General features: G+C 76.2%; 10 protein-coding genes. 5 read left to right on the forward strand and 5 right to left on the reverse strand.

All coding sequences use genetic code 11. The features are described from left to right. Positions 1-170: 170 nt before the first annotated feature. The 5 genes from ACZ514_RS15570 to ACZ514_RS15590 all read left to right on the forward strand — a co-directional run bounded on the left by ACZ514_RS15570 (position 171) and on the right by ACZ514_RS15590 (position 9,694). The gene (locus ACZ514_RS15570; RefSeq protein ID WP_469124932.1) at positions 171-2,339 is read left to right on the forward strand and encodes a CHAT domain-containing protein; all 2,169 of its coding nucleotides are present in this window, start codon (positions 171-173) and stop codon (positions 2,337-2,339) included. 11 nt (positions 2,340-2,350) lie between these two features. Next, entirely contained in the window at positions 2,351-3,778 is a 1,428-nt protein-coding gene (locus ACZ514_RS15575; protein WP_469124933.1) for an esterase/lipase family protein, read from the forward strand. Between the two features lie 6 nt (positions 3,779-3,784). Beyond that, the gene (locus tag ACZ514_RS15580; protein ID WP_468168479.1) at positions 3,785-4,144 is read left to right on the forward strand and encodes an NTP pyrophosphohydrolase; all 360 of its coding nucleotides are present in this window, start codon (positions 3,785-3,787) and stop codon (positions 4,142-4,144) included. A gap of 177 nt (positions 4,145-4,321) precedes the next feature. After that, positions 4,322-8,314, forward strand: a complete 3,993-nt coding sequence (locus tag ACZ514_RS15585; protein WP_469124934.1) for a Pls/PosA family non-ribosomal peptide synthetase — start codon at positions 4,322-4,324, stop codon at positions 8,312-8,314. Positions 8,315-8,350: 36 nt separating this feature from the next. After that, positions 8,351-9,694, forward strand: coding sequence for a M1 family metallopeptidase (locus tag ACZ514_RS15590; protein WP_469124935.1), 1,344 nt, complete (start codon positions 8,351-8,353; stop codon positions 9,692-9,694). Between the two features lie 36 nt (positions 9,695-9,730). Here ACZ514_RS15590 and ACZ514_RS15595 read toward each other — a convergent pair whose 3' ends face one another. The 5 genes from ACZ514_RS15595 to ACZ514_RS15615 form a co-directional block, all read right to left on the reverse strand. Next, a complete protein-coding gene (locus ACZ514_RS15595; protein ID WP_469124936.1) occupies positions 9,731-11,134 on the reverse strand; it encodes a hypothetical protein in 1,404 nt (467 codons plus the stop codon). 145 nt (positions 11,135-11,279) lie between these two features. Then, on the reverse strand, positions 11,280-12,431 hold the full coding sequence (locus ACZ514_RS15600) for a substrate-binding domain-containing protein (protein WP_469124937.1): 1,152 nt from the start codon (positions 12,429-12,431) through the stop codon (positions 11,280-11,282). A 32-nt stretch (positions 12,432-12,463) separates the two neighbouring features. Beyond that, entirely contained in the window at positions 12,464-13,525 is a 1,062-nt protein-coding gene (locus tag ACZ514_RS15605; RefSeq protein WP_468168494.1) for an ABC transporter permease, read from the reverse strand. Further along, positions 13,522-15,051, reverse strand: coding sequence for a sugar ABC transporter ATP-binding protein (locus tag ACZ514_RS15610; RefSeq protein WP_469124938.1), 1,530 nt, complete (start codon positions 15,049-15,051; stop codon positions 13,522-13,524). Before ACZ514_RS15610 ends, ACZ514_RS15605 begins: the two co-directional genes overlap by 4 nt. A 35-nt stretch (positions 15,052-15,086) precedes the next feature. After that, entirely contained in the window at positions 15,087-17,861 is a 2,775-nt protein-coding gene (locus ACZ514_RS15615; RefSeq protein ID WP_469124939.1) for an ATP-binding SpoIIE family protein phosphatase, read from the reverse strand. Between the last annotated feature and the right edge of the window lie 58 nt (positions 17,862-17,919).

A 17,919-nucleotide genomic window follows, 5' to 3' on the forward strand; every position in this document is an offset into this window, starting at 1 on the left:
GACGTCCGCGGGTGGCGCGCCCCGCCGCACCGCGCGTCCGCACGTTCGAGCGAGGGGTCCCGCGGCACCGCCCGAGCGGGGCCGCCGGGAAAACGGTGGGATAATCCGATGGGGGGGACTGGTGCGGCGCACCCGCTACGCAAGCTCGGGCGACCCGAAGGAGGAGCGTGGTGAGCACCCCCGCCGCTCGCATCGCCGACCTGCTGGAAGACGCACCGACGCCCTCCAACCCGCGGCCCGACCGCTATCCCGAACCGGCTCCGGTCCCGCCGCCCCGCCCCGACGGTCCAGCCGTCGCCGTCACCGTGGTGTGGGGCGACCTCGTCGAGGTCCCCGCCGACCTGCACGTGACCGGGCACTACCGTTCCGTGGTTCCCGACGCGGCGGAACTCGCACTGGACCGGGCCATATCCGGCGGCCCCCGCCCGCTGATCACCGAGCACACCCGGCTCGGCTGGATCGACGCCCAGCTCGGGCAGGTCACCTACTTCCCGTGCGGGACGGGCACGGTACGGTCGGCCGCGGTCGTCGGCATGGGCCCGATGGGGACCCTCACCGAACCCCGCGCCGTCCAGCTCTACGCCTCGCTGCTGGGGGAGGCAGCCGGCATCGGCCACGTCACGACGATGGCGACCGTCCTCATCGGCGCGGGCACGGGAAACCTCAGCGTCGGCCAGGCGGGCCGCGCCCTCGTCCGGGGCTTCGCCGCCGCCCTGGCCTCCATGGGCCCGCCGGCACCGCCGCCCCGGCTCACCGAGGTCCTCGTCGTGGAGGTCGACCGGCTGCGCGCCGAGCAACTGCTGCTCGCACTGACCGGCGCCGCCGCGCACCAGCCGCAGCTGCGGATCCGGCCGGAACTCCGCGAGGAGAGGGGCGGCCGGCTGTTCGTCCCCTCCGCCGCCGTGTACGCCCTGACCGCGCTGTCCGGGCTCGCCCGCCCGGCGGACACCGCCGTCGCGGGGCCCGGCGGCCCGGATCCCCCCGTCGCCGAACAGGCCCTGAGTGCCGTACTGGCCGGATTCGAACCCGGCATCCGCGGCAAGGTCCGCGAGCAGCTGGCCCGCCTCGCCGACGTGGCCCGCACCGACCTCTCGCTCACGGTCCGCGGCCCCTCCGCGCTCCAGGACGCCTCCGTACCCGTACGGATGTCCGTCCAGTCGGGCACCGGAGGCCTGCGCTGGGCGGCCCTGACCGGGCGCGCCACCGTACCCGAACGCCTCGTCCCGGTGGACACCGACCTGCTGCGCGAACTCGTGGGCCGGCTGACGGAACCCACCGTCGAGGACGCGCGCGGACTGCCCGGCCTGCTCTCCCGCTTCGTCGTGCCCACCGACTTCCAGCGGCTGCTCACCGACGACGCCACCGTACTGCTGGAACTGGACCGCGACACGGCCTCCGTCCCCTGGGAGTTCCTGACGGAAGTCCAGCAGGCCGGCGTCGAGCGCCGCGACCCCCTGGCCATCCGCACCCAGCTCTCCCGCCAACTGCGCACGACCTACTCGCGGGTGCTCACCGAAGGAACGGCTGACGGACCCCTGCGCGCCCTGGTGATCGGCGACCCGGGCGACCCGGAGACGGGCCTGCAGCTGCCGGGCGCCCGCAGCGAGGCCCTCGCGGTCGCCGCCCGGCTCTCGGCCCTGGGCGTCCAGGTCAGCCTCTTCGTCGGCGCGGCGAACTCCACCCGTCAGCCGGGCGTGGAACCCGCCCGGCGGCTCGACGTCCTGCGGGTCCTGCTGTGCGGGCGCAACGACATCGTCCACTACTGCGGCCACAGCGCTTTCGACGTCTCCGGCACCGGAGGGCGCTCCGGCTGGGTCTTCGCCGACGGCCTGCTGACCGAACGGGAACTGGCCCTGCTCGAACGGCCCCCGCAGATCGTCGTGGCCAACGCCTGCTACACGGCCCGCCTCGGGGCCGCCGGCCCGGCCGGCGCCCCCGCCGGAGCGCCCGACACGGCCGCCCGGAGCCCGTGGGGGAACCCGCAGGCGGCCCTCGTACCGAGCCTCGCCGACGAGTTCCTGCGCATCGGGGTCGGCCACTACATCGGCGCGGCCTGGCGGATCCCCGACGACCAGGCGGTCACCTTCGCCGAACAGTTCTACTCCCACCTGTTCGCCCGCGGTCCCGGCGAACCCGGGCAGACGGTGGGCGCGGCGGTCCGGGCGGCGCGCAAGAAGCTCTACGAGCAGCGCGTCCGGGAGGAGCGGGACCAGGGCGCCGACCGGCAGCGGTGGAGTTCGTGGGCCGCCTACCAGCACTACGGGGACGCGTCCGAACCCTTCCTCACACCCGGGGACCCCTGGGACGGGCAGGGGGACGGCGGGGACACCGCCCGATAGGAGGCCGGCGCATGGCCAGGATCCCGATGCCCGACGTGGTCGTCCTGCTCCCCGGCATCGCCGGCAGCGTACTGACGTGCGGCGGGAAGGACCTGTGGGCGCCCTCGTCCTCGGCGGTGCCGGCCGCCCTGGCGGCCCTGGGCCGCTCGGTGGACGAGCTGGAACTGCGCGACGGCCAGGACGACTGGCGCGCGGACGACCTCGGCGACGGCGTCGTCGCCGACCGGCTGGTACCCGGCCTGCACATGCTGCCGGGCCTGTGGAAGATCGACGGCTACACCGCCCTCGAGGAGTTCCTGCTGGACCGCTGCGACCTGAAGCGGGGCCGGAACTACTTCCCCTTCCCGTACGACTGGCGGCGCGACCACCGGGCCGCCGCCCGGCAGCTCGCCGGGCGCGTCGCCGGCCGGCTGCGCGACTGGCGCGAGAGCAGCGGCAACTCCGCCGCACAGCTCGTCCTCATCGGGCACTCCACGGGCGGTCTCGTCTCCCGCTACTACGTCGAAGCGCTCGGCGGCTGGAAGGACACGCGGGCCGTCGTGACCTTCGGCACCCCCTACTACGGCTCGCTCAACGCGGTCGAGTTCCTCTGCAACGGCTTCCCCCGACGGATCGGCCCCTTCGACCACGACCTCACCCGCCTCCTGCGCTCCTTCACCGGCCTGCACCAACTGGTGCCCGTCTACCGGTGCGTCCACGGGCGGGACGGGGCCGCCACCACCCCCGCCAGGGCCGGGATGCCCGGCTGGCAGCCGCGGTGGAGCAGCCGGGCCACCGGGTTCTACGAGGAGATGGAGGCGGCGGCCGCCGCCAACCGGCAGGACCCGGCCTGGGAGGCCGGGCAGGTCGTCTACCACCCCGTCGTGGGCGCGGACCAGCCCACCCGGCAGTCGGCCAGGATCACCGGCGACAGGGTCGAGACCCTGATGGCCCGCGAGGACCGCGACGAAGGCGGCGACGGAACCGTGCCCTTCGTCTCCGCCGCGCTCTCCGGCACCGAGGACGCCCGCACCTTCGTCCCGCAGAAGCACGGCGGCCTGCAGAACCACGGTGCCATGCTCGGCCAGCTCGAGGTCATCCTCCGGTCCCTGCACGACATCCGCACCGAGGACCTGCGCGCCACCGCGACCACCTGGTTCAGCCACCTCGGGGACGACCTCTACCTCGCCGGGGAACCGGTGGTCTGCGAGATCGGCGCCCACAGCGCCCAGGGCGAGAGCCAGCTCCCCGACGTCCCGGCCCGGCTCACGGTGACCAGCCGGACCACCGGGCGCACGGCCGTCGACCTCACCGTCACCGTCCCGCGCGAGCGCCGGCGCGTCGACCTCGGCGCACTGCCCCCCGACACCTACGACCTGCTGATCAGCGCCAGCGCCGACACCTTCCCGCTGTCCGACGTCTTCGTCGTCGCGGCCCAGGAGACGACCGTGGCAGAATGACGGAACGTGACCGAAGCCCTCACCTCCGTCCTCATCGTCGACGCGGCGAACGTCGTCGGCTCCGTCCCCGACGGATGGTGGCGCGACCGCAAGGGCGCCGCCGAACGGCTGCGCGACCGGCTCGCCCGGCGCGACTCCGGCGAGGAGGTCATCCTCGTCGTCGAGGGCGAGGCCCGCGGGATCGCGTCCGTGCCCGGCGTCCGGGTCGACTCCGCGCCCGGCAGCGGTGACGACCGCATCGTGGAACTCGCCGCCGCCCACGCCGGCCGCCCCTGCGTGGTGGTCACCGCCGACCGCGCGCTGCGCGAACGGGTGAGGGCGTACGGAGCCGAGTGCGCGGGCCCCCGGACGGTCCGGCCCGCCTGAGGGCCGGCCCGGCGGGTGACGCACGGTACCGCTTCCCGCCACGCCCCGGGCTTCCCCGGGAAAACGCCCGGCCGCGCACTAGGCTGGTGGGCCGTTCTCCGCCGGACCGGAACAACCCGGGCAGACCCGGGCTCCGCCGGCGCCCCGGACGCGTCCGGCAGCGAGACGTGAGGGCCCATGGCAGCCACACCCGAACGCGGCGAACTCACCCTGACACCGGACGGGCCCGCGCCCGCCGGGCCCGCGCCGGACGGGCCCGCACCCGATGGGCCCGCGCCCGACGGGCCCGCGCCCGACGGGGGGCCGTCCGGCGAAGCGGGGAAGGCCGCCCGGTTCTCCGCCGGGCCCGCCGCCCCGCCCCGTACCCTCCTCGACGTCTTCGAGGCCTCCGTACGGGCCCACCCCGACGAACCCGCCCTGGACGACGGCACCTCCCGGCTGACCTACCGGGCCCTGGCCGCCCTGGTCGAACGCCGCCGGCGCGCCCTCGCGGCCGCCGGAGTGGGGCTCGGCGACCGGGTCGGGGTGCGCGTCCCGTCCGGGACCAACGAGCTGTACGTGGCCGTCCTCGCCGTTCTCGCAGCAGGCGCCGCCTACGTACCCGTCGACGCCGAGGACCCCGACGAGCGGGCCCGCCTGGTCTTCGGCGAAGCCGGCGTACGGGCGGTCCTGGGCGCCGGCCGGCGCATCGACCTCACCGGCCGGCCGCCGTCCCCCTCCGCCACCCCCGCGGCCGCCGCCCGGCCCGGACCCGAGCACGACGCGTGGATCATCTTCACCTCCGGCTCCACCGGCAGGCCCAAGGGCGTGGCCGTCAGCCACCGCAGCGCCGCCGCCTTCGTGGACGCCGAGGCCGCCCTGTTCCTCGCCGACGAGCCGATCGGCCCCGGCGACCGGGTCATGGCCGGACTCTCCGTCGCCTTCGACGCCTCCTGCGAGGAGATGTGGCTCGCCTGGCGCCACGGCGCCTGCCTCGTCCCCGTGCCCCGCCACCGGGTCCGCAGCGGCGCCGACCTCGGGCCGTGGCTGGTGGAACAGGAGATCACCGTGGTCTCCACCGTGCCGACCCTCGCCGCGCTCTGGGAGCCCTCGGCCCTCGACGAGGTCCGGCTCCTGATCTTCGGCGGCGAGGCCTGCCCGCCCGAACTCGCCGCGCGCCTCGTCACCGAGGGCCGCGAGGTCTGGAACACCTACGGCCCCACCGAGGCCACCGTCGTCGCCTGCGCCTGCCCGCTGACCGGCGAGGAGCCCGTGCGGATCGGCCTCCCGCTCGCCGGCTGGGAACTGGCCGTGGTCGACGGGTCCGGCGAGCCCGTCCCCATGGGCGGCAGCGGCGAGCTCGTCATCGGCGGCGTCGGTCTCGCCCGCTACCTCGACCCCGCCAAGGACGCCGAGAAGTACGCCCCCCTCGCCTCCCTCGGCTGGCCCCGCGCCTACCGCAGCGGCGACCTCGTACGCGCCGAACCGGAGGGCCTGGTCTTCCTGGGCCGCGCCGACGAGCAGGTCAAACTCGGCGGCCGCCGCATCGAACTGGGAGAGGTCGACGCCGCGCTCCAGGCCCTCCCCGAGGTCGCCGGCGCGGCCGCCGCCGTACGCACCGCGCGCGGCGGCAACCAGCTGCTCGTGGGCTACCTCGTCGTCCAGGAGGGCTGGGACCGCGCCGAGGCGGTCGAACGGCTGCGCGCCGAACTGCCCGCCGCCCTCGTGCCGCTGCTCGCGCCGGTCGACGCGCTGCCCACCCGCACCTCCGGCAAGGTCGACCGGGACGCCCTGCCCTGGCCCCTGCCGGACGCGGGGACCACCGCCCCCGCCGAGCGGCTGCACGGCACCGAGGCCTGGCTCGCCGACCAGTGGGGCGACATCCTGGGCGTGCCCGTGACCGGCGCCGACGACGACTTCTTCGCCTCCGGCGGCAACAGCCTCGCCGCCGCGCGGCTCACCACCCGGCTGCGCACCCGCTACCCCGCGGTGGCCGTCCTCGACGTCTACCAGTACCCGACGCTGCGGAAACTGGCCCGGCGGCTGGAACGGTCCGTGCGCGACGCCGCCGCCGCCCGCACCGTCGCCCCGGTCCCGCTGCGCTCGAGGGCCGCCCAGTGCCTCCTGCTGCTCCCTCTGTTCACCCTCGTCGGCCTGCGCTGGACGGTGGCCCTGCTGGCCCTGGGCAACCTGCTGCACCGGCTCGGACCGTACCCGTGGGCGCCGACCGCCTCCTGGTGGTACGTCACCGCGGGAGCGGTCCTGCTCCTCAGCCCGCCGGGCCGCCTCGCCCTCGCCGCCGGAGGCGCCCGCCTGCTGCTGCGCGGGGTCCGGGCGGGCCGCCACCCGCGCGGCGGCAGCGTGCACCTACGGCTGTGGACGGCCGAGCGGCTCGCCGAGTGCTCCGGCGCCACCTCCCTCACCGGCCCCTGGCTCCAGCGCTACGCCCGGGCGCTCGGCGCCCGCGTCGGCCCCGAGGTGGACCTGCACTCCCTGCCCCCGGTCACCGGCATGCTCCGGCTCGGCCGCGGCTGCGCCGTGGAGGCCGAGGTGGACCTGTGCGGCCACTGGCTGGACGGGGACCGGCTGGAGATCGGACCCGTGCGGATCGGCGCGGGCGCCGTCGTCGGCACCCGCAGCACCCTCTTCCCGGGAGCCCGCGTCGGCAAGCGGGCCGAAGTGGCACCGGGTTCCGCCGTGGCCGGACGGGTCCCGGCCGGCCAGCGCTGGGGCGGGGCCCCCGCCGTCAGGCTCGGCAGGGCGAAGCACAACTGGCCCGGGGAGCGCCCGCCGCGCCCGTTCCACTGGCGCGCCGTGTACGGGGCGACCGGCTTCTGCCTGACGGCCCTGCCGCTCGTCGCCGCCCTGCCCGCGCTGCTCCTGGCCGCCCGGTTCCTGCCCGCCGGCGCCGGCCCCGGCCGGGCCCTGCGCGGAGCGCTGCTCGCGGCGGTGCCCGGGGCGCTCGTCTTCGCGCTGGCGTACGCGCTGCTCCTGCTGGCCGCCGTACGCCTGCTCAGCCTCGGGCTGCGCACCGGCAGCCACCCCGTCCACAGCCGCGTCGGCTGGCAGGCCTGGGCGGTCCTCCAGCTGATGGACCTGGCCCGGGCGGCGCTGTTCCCGCTGTACGCCGGCCTCGTGACCCCGGTGTGGCTGAGGCTGCTCGGCATGCGCGTCGGACGGGGCGCCGAGGTGTCCACCGTGCTCGCGCTGCCGAGCCTGACCACCGTCGGCGACGGCGCGTTCCTCGCCGACGACACCCTGACCGCCCCCTGCGAACGCGGCGGCGGCTGGATCCGGATCGGGCGTTCCGAGATCGGCCGCCGGGCCTTCCTCGGCAACTCCGGGATGACCGCGCCCGGCCGTACCGTGCCCGACGGCGGACTCGTCGGCGTCCTGTCCGCCACCCCGAAGAAGGCCAAGAAGGGCAGTTCGTACCTGGGGCTGCCGCCGGTCAGACTGCCGAGGTCCGCCGCGGCCGCCGACCGCGGCCGCACCTACGATCCGCCCGCCCGGCTGCTGTGGGCGCGCGGCCTGGTGGAGGCGGCCCGGTTCGTGCCCGTCCTCTGCTCGGCCGCGCTGGCCGTCCTCACCCTGGCGGCGCTGTGCGCCCTGAGCACGACGGCCGCGCTGGGGGTCCCGGGCGCCGCCCTGCTGTCCGGAGCGGTCCTGCTCGTGGCGGGCGCCGCCGCGTGCGCCGTCAGCGTGGCCGCCAAGTGGCTGCTGGTCGGCCGGCACCGGGCGGGGGAACACCCGCTGTGGAGCGGCTTCGTCTGGCGGGGCGAACTGGCCGACACCTTCGTGGAGGTCCTGGCGGTGCCCTGGCTCGCCGGCGCCGTCCCCGGCACCCCGCTGCTGGTCCTGTGGCTGCGCGGGCTCGGGGCGCGGATCGGGCGCGGCGTGTGGTGCGAGAGCCACTGGCTGCCCGAGGCCGACCTGGTGACCCTCGGCGACGCGGTCAGCGTCAACCGGGGCTGCGTGTTGCAGACGCACCTCTTCCACGACCGGATCATGCGGACGGATACTGTGGTCCTCCGCGAGGGCGCCACCCTGGGCCCGGGCGGAATCGTCCTGCCCGGGAGCACGGTCGGGGCACGCACCACCCTGGGTCCCGCCTCCCTCGTGATGGCCGGGGAGTCCGTACCGGCCGACACCCGCTGGCTGGGCAATCCGATCGAGGCGTGGCGGTCCTGAACGGACCCGGGCACGGCGCAGGGAGCGCGAGCGGCGATGAGTGGCCAGACAGCGGCGGCTGACCCGTACTTCCCGGACAACGGGGACCCCCGGTACCGGGTGCACCGGTACGAACTCGCCCTGGACTACCGGCCCGGCCCCAACCGGCTGGCCGGCACCGCCCGGCTCAGCGCCATCGCCGGACCGGCCCCGCTGGCCGAGTTCCACCTGAACCTCGCCGCGTTCAGGATCGGGCGGGTCCTGGTGGACGGGCGCGTCCCGCGCCACACCCACCGGGCCGGCCGGCTCCGCGTCAGGCCGGCCGCACCGCTGCCGCCGGGCGCCGCCTTCACGGTCGAGGTGCACTGGGCGGGCAACCCCCGGCCCGTGCGCAGTCCCTGGGGCGGCCTCGGCTGGGAGGAACTGACCGACGGGGCGCTGGTGGCCAGCCAGCCCGTCGGGGCGCCCTCCTGGTACCCGTGCAACGACCGGCCCGCGGACAAGGCCTCCTACCACATCTCCCTCACCACCCCGTCCGCCTACACGGTGGCCGCCGTCGGCCGGCTGCTCACCCGGACCGTCCGCGCCGGCACCACCACCTGGGTGTACGAGCAGGTCGCACCCACCGCCAGCTACCTGGTCGGCCTGTCCGTCGGCATGTACCGGACGGTGCCGCTGGGCGGCCCGGACGGCGGCGGCGTTCCGCAGAGCGCCCACGTGCCGGCCGGCGTCCTGCCGCGCTTCTCCCGCGACTTCGCCCGGCAGCCCGCCATGATGCGGCTCTTCGAGGAGCTCTTCGGCCCCTACCCCTTCGGCGAGTACACGGTTGTCGTCGCCGACGAGGAACTGGACGTACCCGTGGAGGCCCAGGGCCTGTCCCTGTTCGGCACGAACCACGTGGACGGCGCCCGCGGTTCGGAACGCCTCGTCGCCCACGAGCTGGCCCACCAGTGGTTCGGCAACAGCGTGGGCCTCGCCGACTGGCGCCACATCTGGCTCAACGAGGGCTTCGCCAAGTACGCCGAATGGCTCTGGTCGGAGCGTTCCGGGGGCCGCCCGGCGCACGAGCACGCCGCCGCCGCGCACCGGCTGCTGGCGGCGCGGCCCCAGGACCTGGTACTGGCCGACCCGGGCCGCAAGCTGATGTTCGACGACCGCCTCTACCAGCGGGGCGGCCTGGCCGTGCACGCCGTCCGGGGCGCCCTCGGCGACGGGGCGTTCTTCCGGATGCTCCGCGACTGGACCGCCCGCCACCGGCACGGCGCGGTGACCACCGGCACGTTCACCGCGCACGCGGCCGGATACGCCGCCGCGCCGCTGGACGGCCTGTTCCGGGCCTGGCTGCACGAGCCGGCGCTGCCGCCGCCGCCCCCGGCGCCCGCCGGGGGTCCCGCCGCCTGACCCCGGCCCTGACCCCGGGCCCGGGCCCGGCGGGCGTCACCGTCCGGCGCGGCCGCCCACCAGGGGCCATTCGCGGTGCAGGGCGCCCAGTGGGACGCGCCGCTCGACGACCGGCGTACCGAACACGGACAGCTGGAGCTGGAGCTGACCGCTCAGGCCGAAGCCGCCGTACAGCGCCCAGGAGCCGTGCGCGGGGGTCCCGCCGTCCGTGGACGCGCTCACGCCGGCGTCGGCCTCGCCGCGCAGGTAGGGGGCGAAGTCGGCGGTGACGCCGACGGCCCCGTACAGGCCCACGGAGGCCTCGGCGCCGAGGGTGCTCCTGACCCGCCCGGCGGTGGTGACGGCCGCCCTGACCGGGGTGCCGCGCACGTCCGCGGTGCTGACCGGGGACCAGCCCTTGCCCGCCGCGTAGCTGCCGCCGGCCCGGAAGCCGCCCTTGACGTCCTGCTGGACGTCGAGGGTGACCCGGCCGTCGGCCTCCACCTGGACGTAGCAGGTCAGTTCGAGGTTGACGACGACGGGGACCGGTCCCACCTGGACGACGGGGGCGCTGCGGAGCCTGGCGAACGGGATCCGCCGGGGCTCGCCGGTGCTCGCGGCGGCGCGGCCCTTGAGCGCCCACCGGGAGGACCAGTCGCCGCTGATGCCGAGGAAGGCCGTGTCCGGCCCCCGGCCGTCGCCCTTGCTGCCGTCGTACGCGAACTCCACCCGAGGGGCCAGCCGTACGAAGCCGGACACGGAGGCACCCGCCGGTGCGGGGGAGCCCGCGGCGGTGTCCACGCCGGCGTCCACGTCGAGCCGCAGGGTGCCCAGCGGCAGCCCGGCGCCCTCGGGTCCGTACCGGACGCCGCCGCCCTTGGCCCAGGAGAGGGTGACGCCCTTCAGCAGGGGCTCGACGACCACCGAGGCGGGATCGACGGGCACCTCGCCCTCGGCCCTGTCGTCGCCGAGGGCGGCGGCGAGCGTCGTCGGCGCGGTCTTCACCTCGGTGCCCCGGTCGCTCTTCCCGACCACCTCGGTGACCTTCGCGAGCAGGCCGTCGGGGGCGCCGGGGGCCGGCGCGCTGGCGATGACGTCGCCGACCGCGACGGGTTGGGCGGGGGCGGCGGAGGGCCCGGCCGAGCGGTTCGGGGAGGCGCCCGATCCGGCGTGGGCCGCAGGGGATATGACGGCGCGTCCGCTCGCCCCGTCGTAGGAGGCGAGCTTCAGCGGGGCCTTCTCGGGGCCCTGACCGCCACGGGTGCGGGCGAGGGCCGGCGGGGTGGCCGCGCCTTGGGGGGCGGAGTCCACGTCCAGCTGCCGGGTGCCGTCGGCGGAGGGGAGCGCGGCGGGGCCGCCCGGCGCGGCCGTGCCGGTGCCGGCCGGGGTGGAGCAGCCGGCGGTGGTGAGCGCGAGGGCGGTCAGTCCGGGCAGCAGGAGGCGTCTGGTGAGCGTACGCACGTGGGTGTGACCTTCGAGGGGAATTGCCGTTACTGGCGGGTAATGTGAAGGTTGATCATGCCACGCGCGTCCGGCGCGGGTCACCTCGGGTGACGGCCAACTCGGCGGCGGAGCAAGGTGATTGAAGATTCATTCACGGCGGTGCTCAGCCCTGCCAGATCCTGCGGTAGGCCTCGCGGTAGCCGGGCGGGTCCCAGGAGGCGGCGCCCCGGCTGTTGCCGCCCGTGGCGATGTGCATGGGGGCGACGTACCCGCTGGCGGGCCGCCCGGCGAAGGCGCGGTTGAACTCGTCGACGATCTGCCAGCCCTGCTGGGACAGCGGCTCGGGCACGGTGGCGGCCTGGTACTGCCCGCTGGTGATCCGGTGGAAGGCGGAGGGGTCGCCGTCACCCGCGCCGATGTTCAGGGGCGGACCCGAGCCGGGCCGTCCCGCCGCACGCAGGGCCGGGGCGGCGTCGGCGAAGTACAGGTCGTTGACGGCCACCGAGTGGGTCCAGTCCTTCCCGAAGCGGGCCAGCAGGGAGGAGACCGCCTGCGGAGTGCGGCTGCCCGCGTCCGGGATCGGGATGTTCTCGTACGCCAGGAGCCGCACCCCGGGACAGGTGGCCAGCTCCCGCCTGATCAGGGCCGCCTTGTTCCGGGCGAAGGGGATCGAGTCGTCGGTGAACAGGACGACCCCGGCGTCACCCCCCGACCGGGCGATGATCCAGTCCGCGCTGATCCTCGCCACGTCCCCCACCCGTGTGGTGACGTTCGTGAACAGCGCCGGGTCCCGGCCGGGCCCGGGGGAGTCCACCGCGTGCCAGCCGACGACCGGGATGCCCGCGCCCCTCGCCCGCGCCAGCTGCCGCGCCTCCGGACGGGGGTCGAAGCCGCCGATGACGATGCCCGAGGGCCTCAGGGTGACCGCCTGGCCGAGCGCCGCCCGGATGCCGGCCGGGGTGCCGTCCCCGTCGATCACCCGGACCTGCCAGCCGATGGCCTCCGCCGCCTCCCGCACGCCCTTCGCGACTCCCGCGACGCCCGGGTTGGTCATGGTCTGCGCCACGTAGACGAGGCTCTTTCCGGGAACCGCCGCCGGACCGGTGGTGGGGCCGGCCCAGGCGGCGGCGGGGGCCTCGGCCCGCCGGACGGCCGCCCCGGCCCGCGCGAGCGCCTCGGGACAGCCGGCCGCCGACGGCCGGCCGCCGGACGGGGGGCCGCTCCCGCAGCCGGCCAGGAGGACGGCGACGGCCGCGCACAAGACCGCGGTGACGGGCGTTCTCGGATTCCGGTGCTTCGGACGCTTCGGGTGCACGGTGCTCCTGGCGTGGGTGCGCGTACGGGGGACTACGAGGGGCCGTGCCCGCCCGGCGCGGGCGGACGCCGTCCGTCCGCCCGGCCCGAGGCGGCCGCCCCGGCGCGCACCCGGCGGCGGGCCGCGTATCCGGCCAGGCCGACGGCGACGAGCAGAGTGGCGCCGTTGAACAGCGGAGTGGCCCAGAACTGGGCGCCGAGCTGGCCGATCCCGGCGAGCCCGACGGCGAGGACGGCGACGGCCACGACCGTGCCCAGGGCGTTGGCGCGGCCGGGCCTGATCGTGGTGGAGCCGAGCAGGGCGCCGACGAAGGCCGGCAGGAGGTGGTCCAGCCCCACGCTCGGGTTGCCGGTCTGCTGCTGGGCGGCGAGCAGGACCCCGGCGAAGCCGGTGACCAGGCCGGAGGCGGCGAAGGCCGCCACGCAGTAGGACCGGGTGGGGATGCCCAGGGCAGCGGCGGCACGCGGGTTGGAACCGATGACGTACAGGCAGCGACCGGCCGGCAGCCGCTCCAGCACCACCCACAGGGCGCCCGCCACGGCCAGGACGTAGAAGGCGGGCAGCGGCAGCCCGAGGAACCGGGAGTCGTACAGGGCGGTGAAGGAGGCGGGCAGGCCCTGCGGGCCGGGCACGATCCGGGCGCCGTCGGTGATCCAGCCGGTGACCGCGTACATCATGCTGCCGGTGCCGAGCGTGGCGATGAAGGAGTCGATCCGCCCGAACTCGACGATCACACCGGCCAGCGCACCGGCCGCCGCGCCCCCGGCGACCACCACCAGGCAGGCCGGCGGCCAGGGCCACCCCTCGGTGACGACGAGCCGCATCACCATGACGTGCGCGAGGCCCAGGCCGTAGCCGATGGACAGGTCGAACCTGCCGGTCACGATCGGGACCGTCGCCCCCAGCGCGAGGACGGCGGGGATCGCCTGGCTGGACAGGATCGCGGAGACGTTGTCCCGGGTGGGGAAGGTCTGCGGCAGGAGGAGGGAGAACACCAGGAAGAGCAGGGCCGCCAGGACGGGCAGGCCGTAACCGCCGATGTGCTGCCCGCCCGCACGTCCCAGCGGCGACCGCGGCGGAGAGGAGCGGGTCACGGGCCCGCCGCGCTTCCGGTGACGGCCGGCATCGCCGACGCGGTCCGGGTCAGCTCCGCCACGGTCAGGTCCGCGCCGCGGAGTTCGGCGCCCACGGCTCCGCGGACGAAGACCAGCGCGCGGTGGCACAGGTCCGCGACCTCCTCGAAGTCGCCGGAGACGACCAGCACCCCCAGACCGGCCGCCGCGGCCTCGCCGAGCAGCCGGTGGATCACGGCCTTCGCGCCAACGTCCACACCGGCGGTCGGCTCCTCCAGGACCAGCAGCCGCAGCCCGCCCCGCAGCCACCGGCCGACCATGACCTTCTGCTGGTTGCCGCCGGACAGGGTGGCGATCGGCACCTCGCTGTCGCGGGGGACCACGGAGAACCGGTCGATCAGCGCGGCCGCCTCGGCGCGCTCGCGGCGGGGCGCGGTCCAGCGCCACGCGGGCACTCCGGCGGCACGGGGATTCGCCAGGAAGTTCTCGCGGACCGTCAGTTCCGGGGCGCAGCCCTCTTCCTGACGGTCGCCCGCCACGAAACCGACACCGGCGCCGAGGGCGTCGGCGACCGTGCGCGGCCGGTACGGGCGGCCGCCGAGGAGCATCCGCCCCCCGAGGGCCGGCCGGAGGCCGGCCAGCGCGCGGCCCAGCTCCCGGTGCCCGGCACCGGTCAGGCCCACCGTGCCGAGGATCTCGCCGGCACGCAGTTCCAGGCCGACCGGACCGGCGTGCGCGGTCCGCACGCCGTCGACGAGCAGGAGGGGAGCGCCGCCGGAGGGGGCGGGAACGGCGGGGCGGCGGGCGGCCGGCTCGTGGCCGACGACCGCACGCACCAGACGGGCCGGGCCGTAGCCGGCGAGCGGGCCGTGCTCGACCAGGCGGCCGTCGCGCAGGACGGCGAAGGTGTCGGCGACCCGGTACACCTCGTCGAGCCGGTGGGTGACGTAGAGGATGCCGTGGCCCCGGTCGCGCAGGGCGCGCAGTACGCCGAACAGCCGGGCGCAGTCGGCGGCGGGCAGGGTCGCGGTCGGCTCGTCCAGGACGATGACCTCGGCCCGCGCGGCCAGCGCGCGGGCCAGGGCGACCAGCGACCGCTCGGCCGGGGCGAGGTCCGCGATCCGGGCGTCGGGGTCGAGGTGCGCGGCGACGGTCCCCAGGGCCCGCTCGCACCGCTCCCGGGTCCGCCGCCAGGAGATGAGGCCGCCGCGGCGCGGATAGCCGGTGCCCAGGGCGACGTTCTCGGCCACCGTCATCCACTCGACCAGGCCCGGGTCCTGGTGGATGAAGGACATGCGCCGGGCGGACCCGTGGGAGCCGAGCGGCTGGCCGGCCACGGTCACCTCGCCCGCGTCGGCGCGGTGGACCCCGGCGAGCACCTTGATCAGGGTGGACTTCCCGGCGCCGTTGGGACCGAGCAGGGCCAGGACGCTGCCGGAGTGCAGGTCGAGGTCGACCGAGTCCAGCGCGAGGGTGCCGCCGAAGCGCTTGCGCAGACCGCGCACGCGGACGAGAGGTTCTCCACCGAAGCGCGGAGGTGGGCTCATTCCCCGACTCTAGAGGATCACCCGCCGGGATCGGCTCACGCCGCGTCCAGGGCGCATTCGGCCCATATGACCTTTCCGTCCGGCGTGTAGCGGGTGCCCCAGGCCTGGGCGAGCTGCGCGACGAGGAACAGGCCCCGGCCGCCCTCGTCGGTGCCGGCCGCCCGGCGCATCCGCGGGGCGGTGCCGCTCGTGTCGTACACCTCGCAGATCAGGGTGCGGTCGTGGATGAGGCGTACCCGGACGGGCCCGCCGCCGCCGTACCGGATGCCGTTGGTGACCAGCTCGCTGAGCAGGAGCTCGGCCGCGAAGGCGGCCTCCTCCAGGCCCCACCGGCTCAGCTGGCCCATGGCGGCGGCGCGCACGTCGCAGACACGGGCCGGGTCGGCGGGCAGCTCCCAGGCGGCGATCCGGTCGGCGGGCGTCGCGCGGGTGCCGGCGACCAGGAGCGCGATGTCGTCGGCGGGGTGCTCCGGCGCCAGGGCGTCGAGGACGGCCCGGCAGGTGTCCTCGGGGGAGCGCCCGGGGTGGCCGGCCAGGGTGCGGTGCAGCGCGCCGAGGGCCACGTCGACGTCGCGGTGGCGGTCCCCGAGGAGCCCGTCCGTGTAGAGCACCAGCCGGCTGTCCTCGGGGAGGCGGATCTCGGCGGACTCGAACGGCAGACCGCCCACGCCCAGCGGAGGGCCGGCGGGCAGGTCGGGGAAGGTCACGGTGCCGTCGGGCCGCACCAGGGCGGGCGGCGGGTGGCCGGCCCGGGCCATCGCGCACAACCGCGTGGTCGGGTCGTAGACCGCGTACAGGCAGGTGGCGCCGACGATGGGGGTACGGCCCAGGGCGGGATCGTCCCCGCCCTCCTCGCGGTCCAGCCGCACCATGAGGTTGTCCAGGTGGGTCAGCAGCTCGTCGGGGGCCAGTTCCAGCTCGGCGAAGTTGCGGGCGGCGGTGCGCAGCCGGCCCATGGTCGCCGCGGCGTGCAGGCCGTGGCCGACGACGTCGCCGACGAGGAGGGCGACGCGGGTCCCGGACAGGGGGATGACGTCGAACCAGTCGCCGCCCACTCCGGTGTCGGCGGGCAGGTAGCGGTGGGCGACCTCGACGGCGCTCTGTTCGGGCAGCCCGTGGGGGAGCAGGCTCCGCTGGAGCGCCAGGGCGAGGGTGTGCTCACGGGTGTAGCGGCGGGCGTTGTCGATGCACAGGGCGGCGCGGGCGGCGAGCTCCCGGGCCAGGGAGCGGTCGTCGTCGCCGTAGGGGGCGGGGTTGCGGGAGCGGTAGAAGCTCGCGACGCCGAGGACGACGCCGCGGGCGAGCAGGGGGACGGTGATCAGGGAGTGGACGTTGTGGGCGAGGAGCAGGGCCGTGTGCTCCGCGTCCTGGGCGATCCAGCCGAAGGCGGCCTTCAGATCGGGCTCCAGCACCGCCTGCCCGGTGGCCAGGGCGCGCATGTGCGGCGTGGTCGGGCGGAGCTCCACCCGCTCGCCGGCCGGGTAGAAGGGGCAGTCGTCGCGGATGCCGTGGACCACGGTGCGGACCAGTTCCCCGGTCGGGTCGCCGGACTCCTCGCCGCGCAGCACGGACTCCGGCAGATCGACGGTGACGAAGTCCGCCAGTCTCGGGACCGCCGTCTCGGCCAGCTCCCGGGCCGTGCGGCCCACGTCCAGCGTGGTGCCGATCCGGGTACTGGCCTCGGCCAGCAGCTCCAGCCGACGGCGCGCCGCCACGGCGTACTTGCCCACCTCGGGCTCGCCCACCAGCACCAGGCCCCGGACGGCCCGGGTGCCCGCGCCGGCGGCCCTGGGGTGCGCGGCGGCCGTACCGGACGGCGGGCGGGCGGCGGCGTGGGCGGGCGCGGGCGCGGGCGCGTGGTGCTCCTCCTCGTCCGGCAGCAGCGCCTCGACGGCCATGCCCTCCACCCCGTCCGGGCTCGTCACGGGCCGGCTCACGAGGGTGACCCGCCGCCCGCGCGACAGGGGCACCTCCGCCGCCGCGCGGTGCGCGCCGGACAGCAGCTCCGTGGCCTTCTCCTTGAGGGTCGTGTGGTCGCTCTGCTCCAGCTCGCTCAGCAGCAGCTCGGCGAGGGGGACCGGGTGCCCGTCGACGGCGTCCCCCCGGGCCAGGGCGAGGGCCCGGCACCGGTTCCCGGCCTCGAGGTACGCCTGGAGCAGGCCGCGCTCGCGCGCCGAACTCCGCTCCATCAGCCGCCGTTCGATGGCCTCCGCGGCCCGGTGCACGACCGCCGCCAGCGCCGGGTCGGCGTCCGCGCAGGGGTATCCCAGGCACAGGACGCCCTCGATGTGCCCGCTGAGCTGGTCGCGGACGGGTGCCGCGGTGCAGGCGCTGGACTGGGAGCGTTCGGCGAAGTGCTCGGCGCCGTTGACCTGGACGAGCCGCCGTTCCGCGAGGGTGAGGCCGATCCCGTTGGTCCCCGCGACCCGCTCGGCGAACACGAAGCCGGGCTGCGTCTGGATCGCCGGCAGCCGGCCGGGCAGGGACCTGTCTCCGAAGCGGCGTTCGAGGACGGTGCCGCGGCCGTCCGCGAGGCAGATGTTCATCCGGCTGCCCGCGAAGATCGACGCCAGCCGGTCGAGTACGGGTGCGGCGGCGCGGACGAGGGGGCCGTCCGCGTCGAAGTCCCGGGTGAACGGCAGCTCGGTCTGGTCCGGCGACAGCCCCAGCACCATGCTGCGCTGCCAGGAACTCAGGATCGGACCGCGCACGCTCCGTACGACCGATTCGGCCGACCCGCCGTGCAGGAACCGGTCACGGGACTGCACGGGGCCGGGGCCGGTGCCGGCGCGGTCGTCCACGACCCCCATGTGCACCACTTCCTCACCGGAGCAGTCTCGACGGCACGTTTTGAGTATATTCCTCAGT

The sequence above is a fragment of the Streptomyces sp. NPDC034086 genome (genome assembly GCF_055575515.1).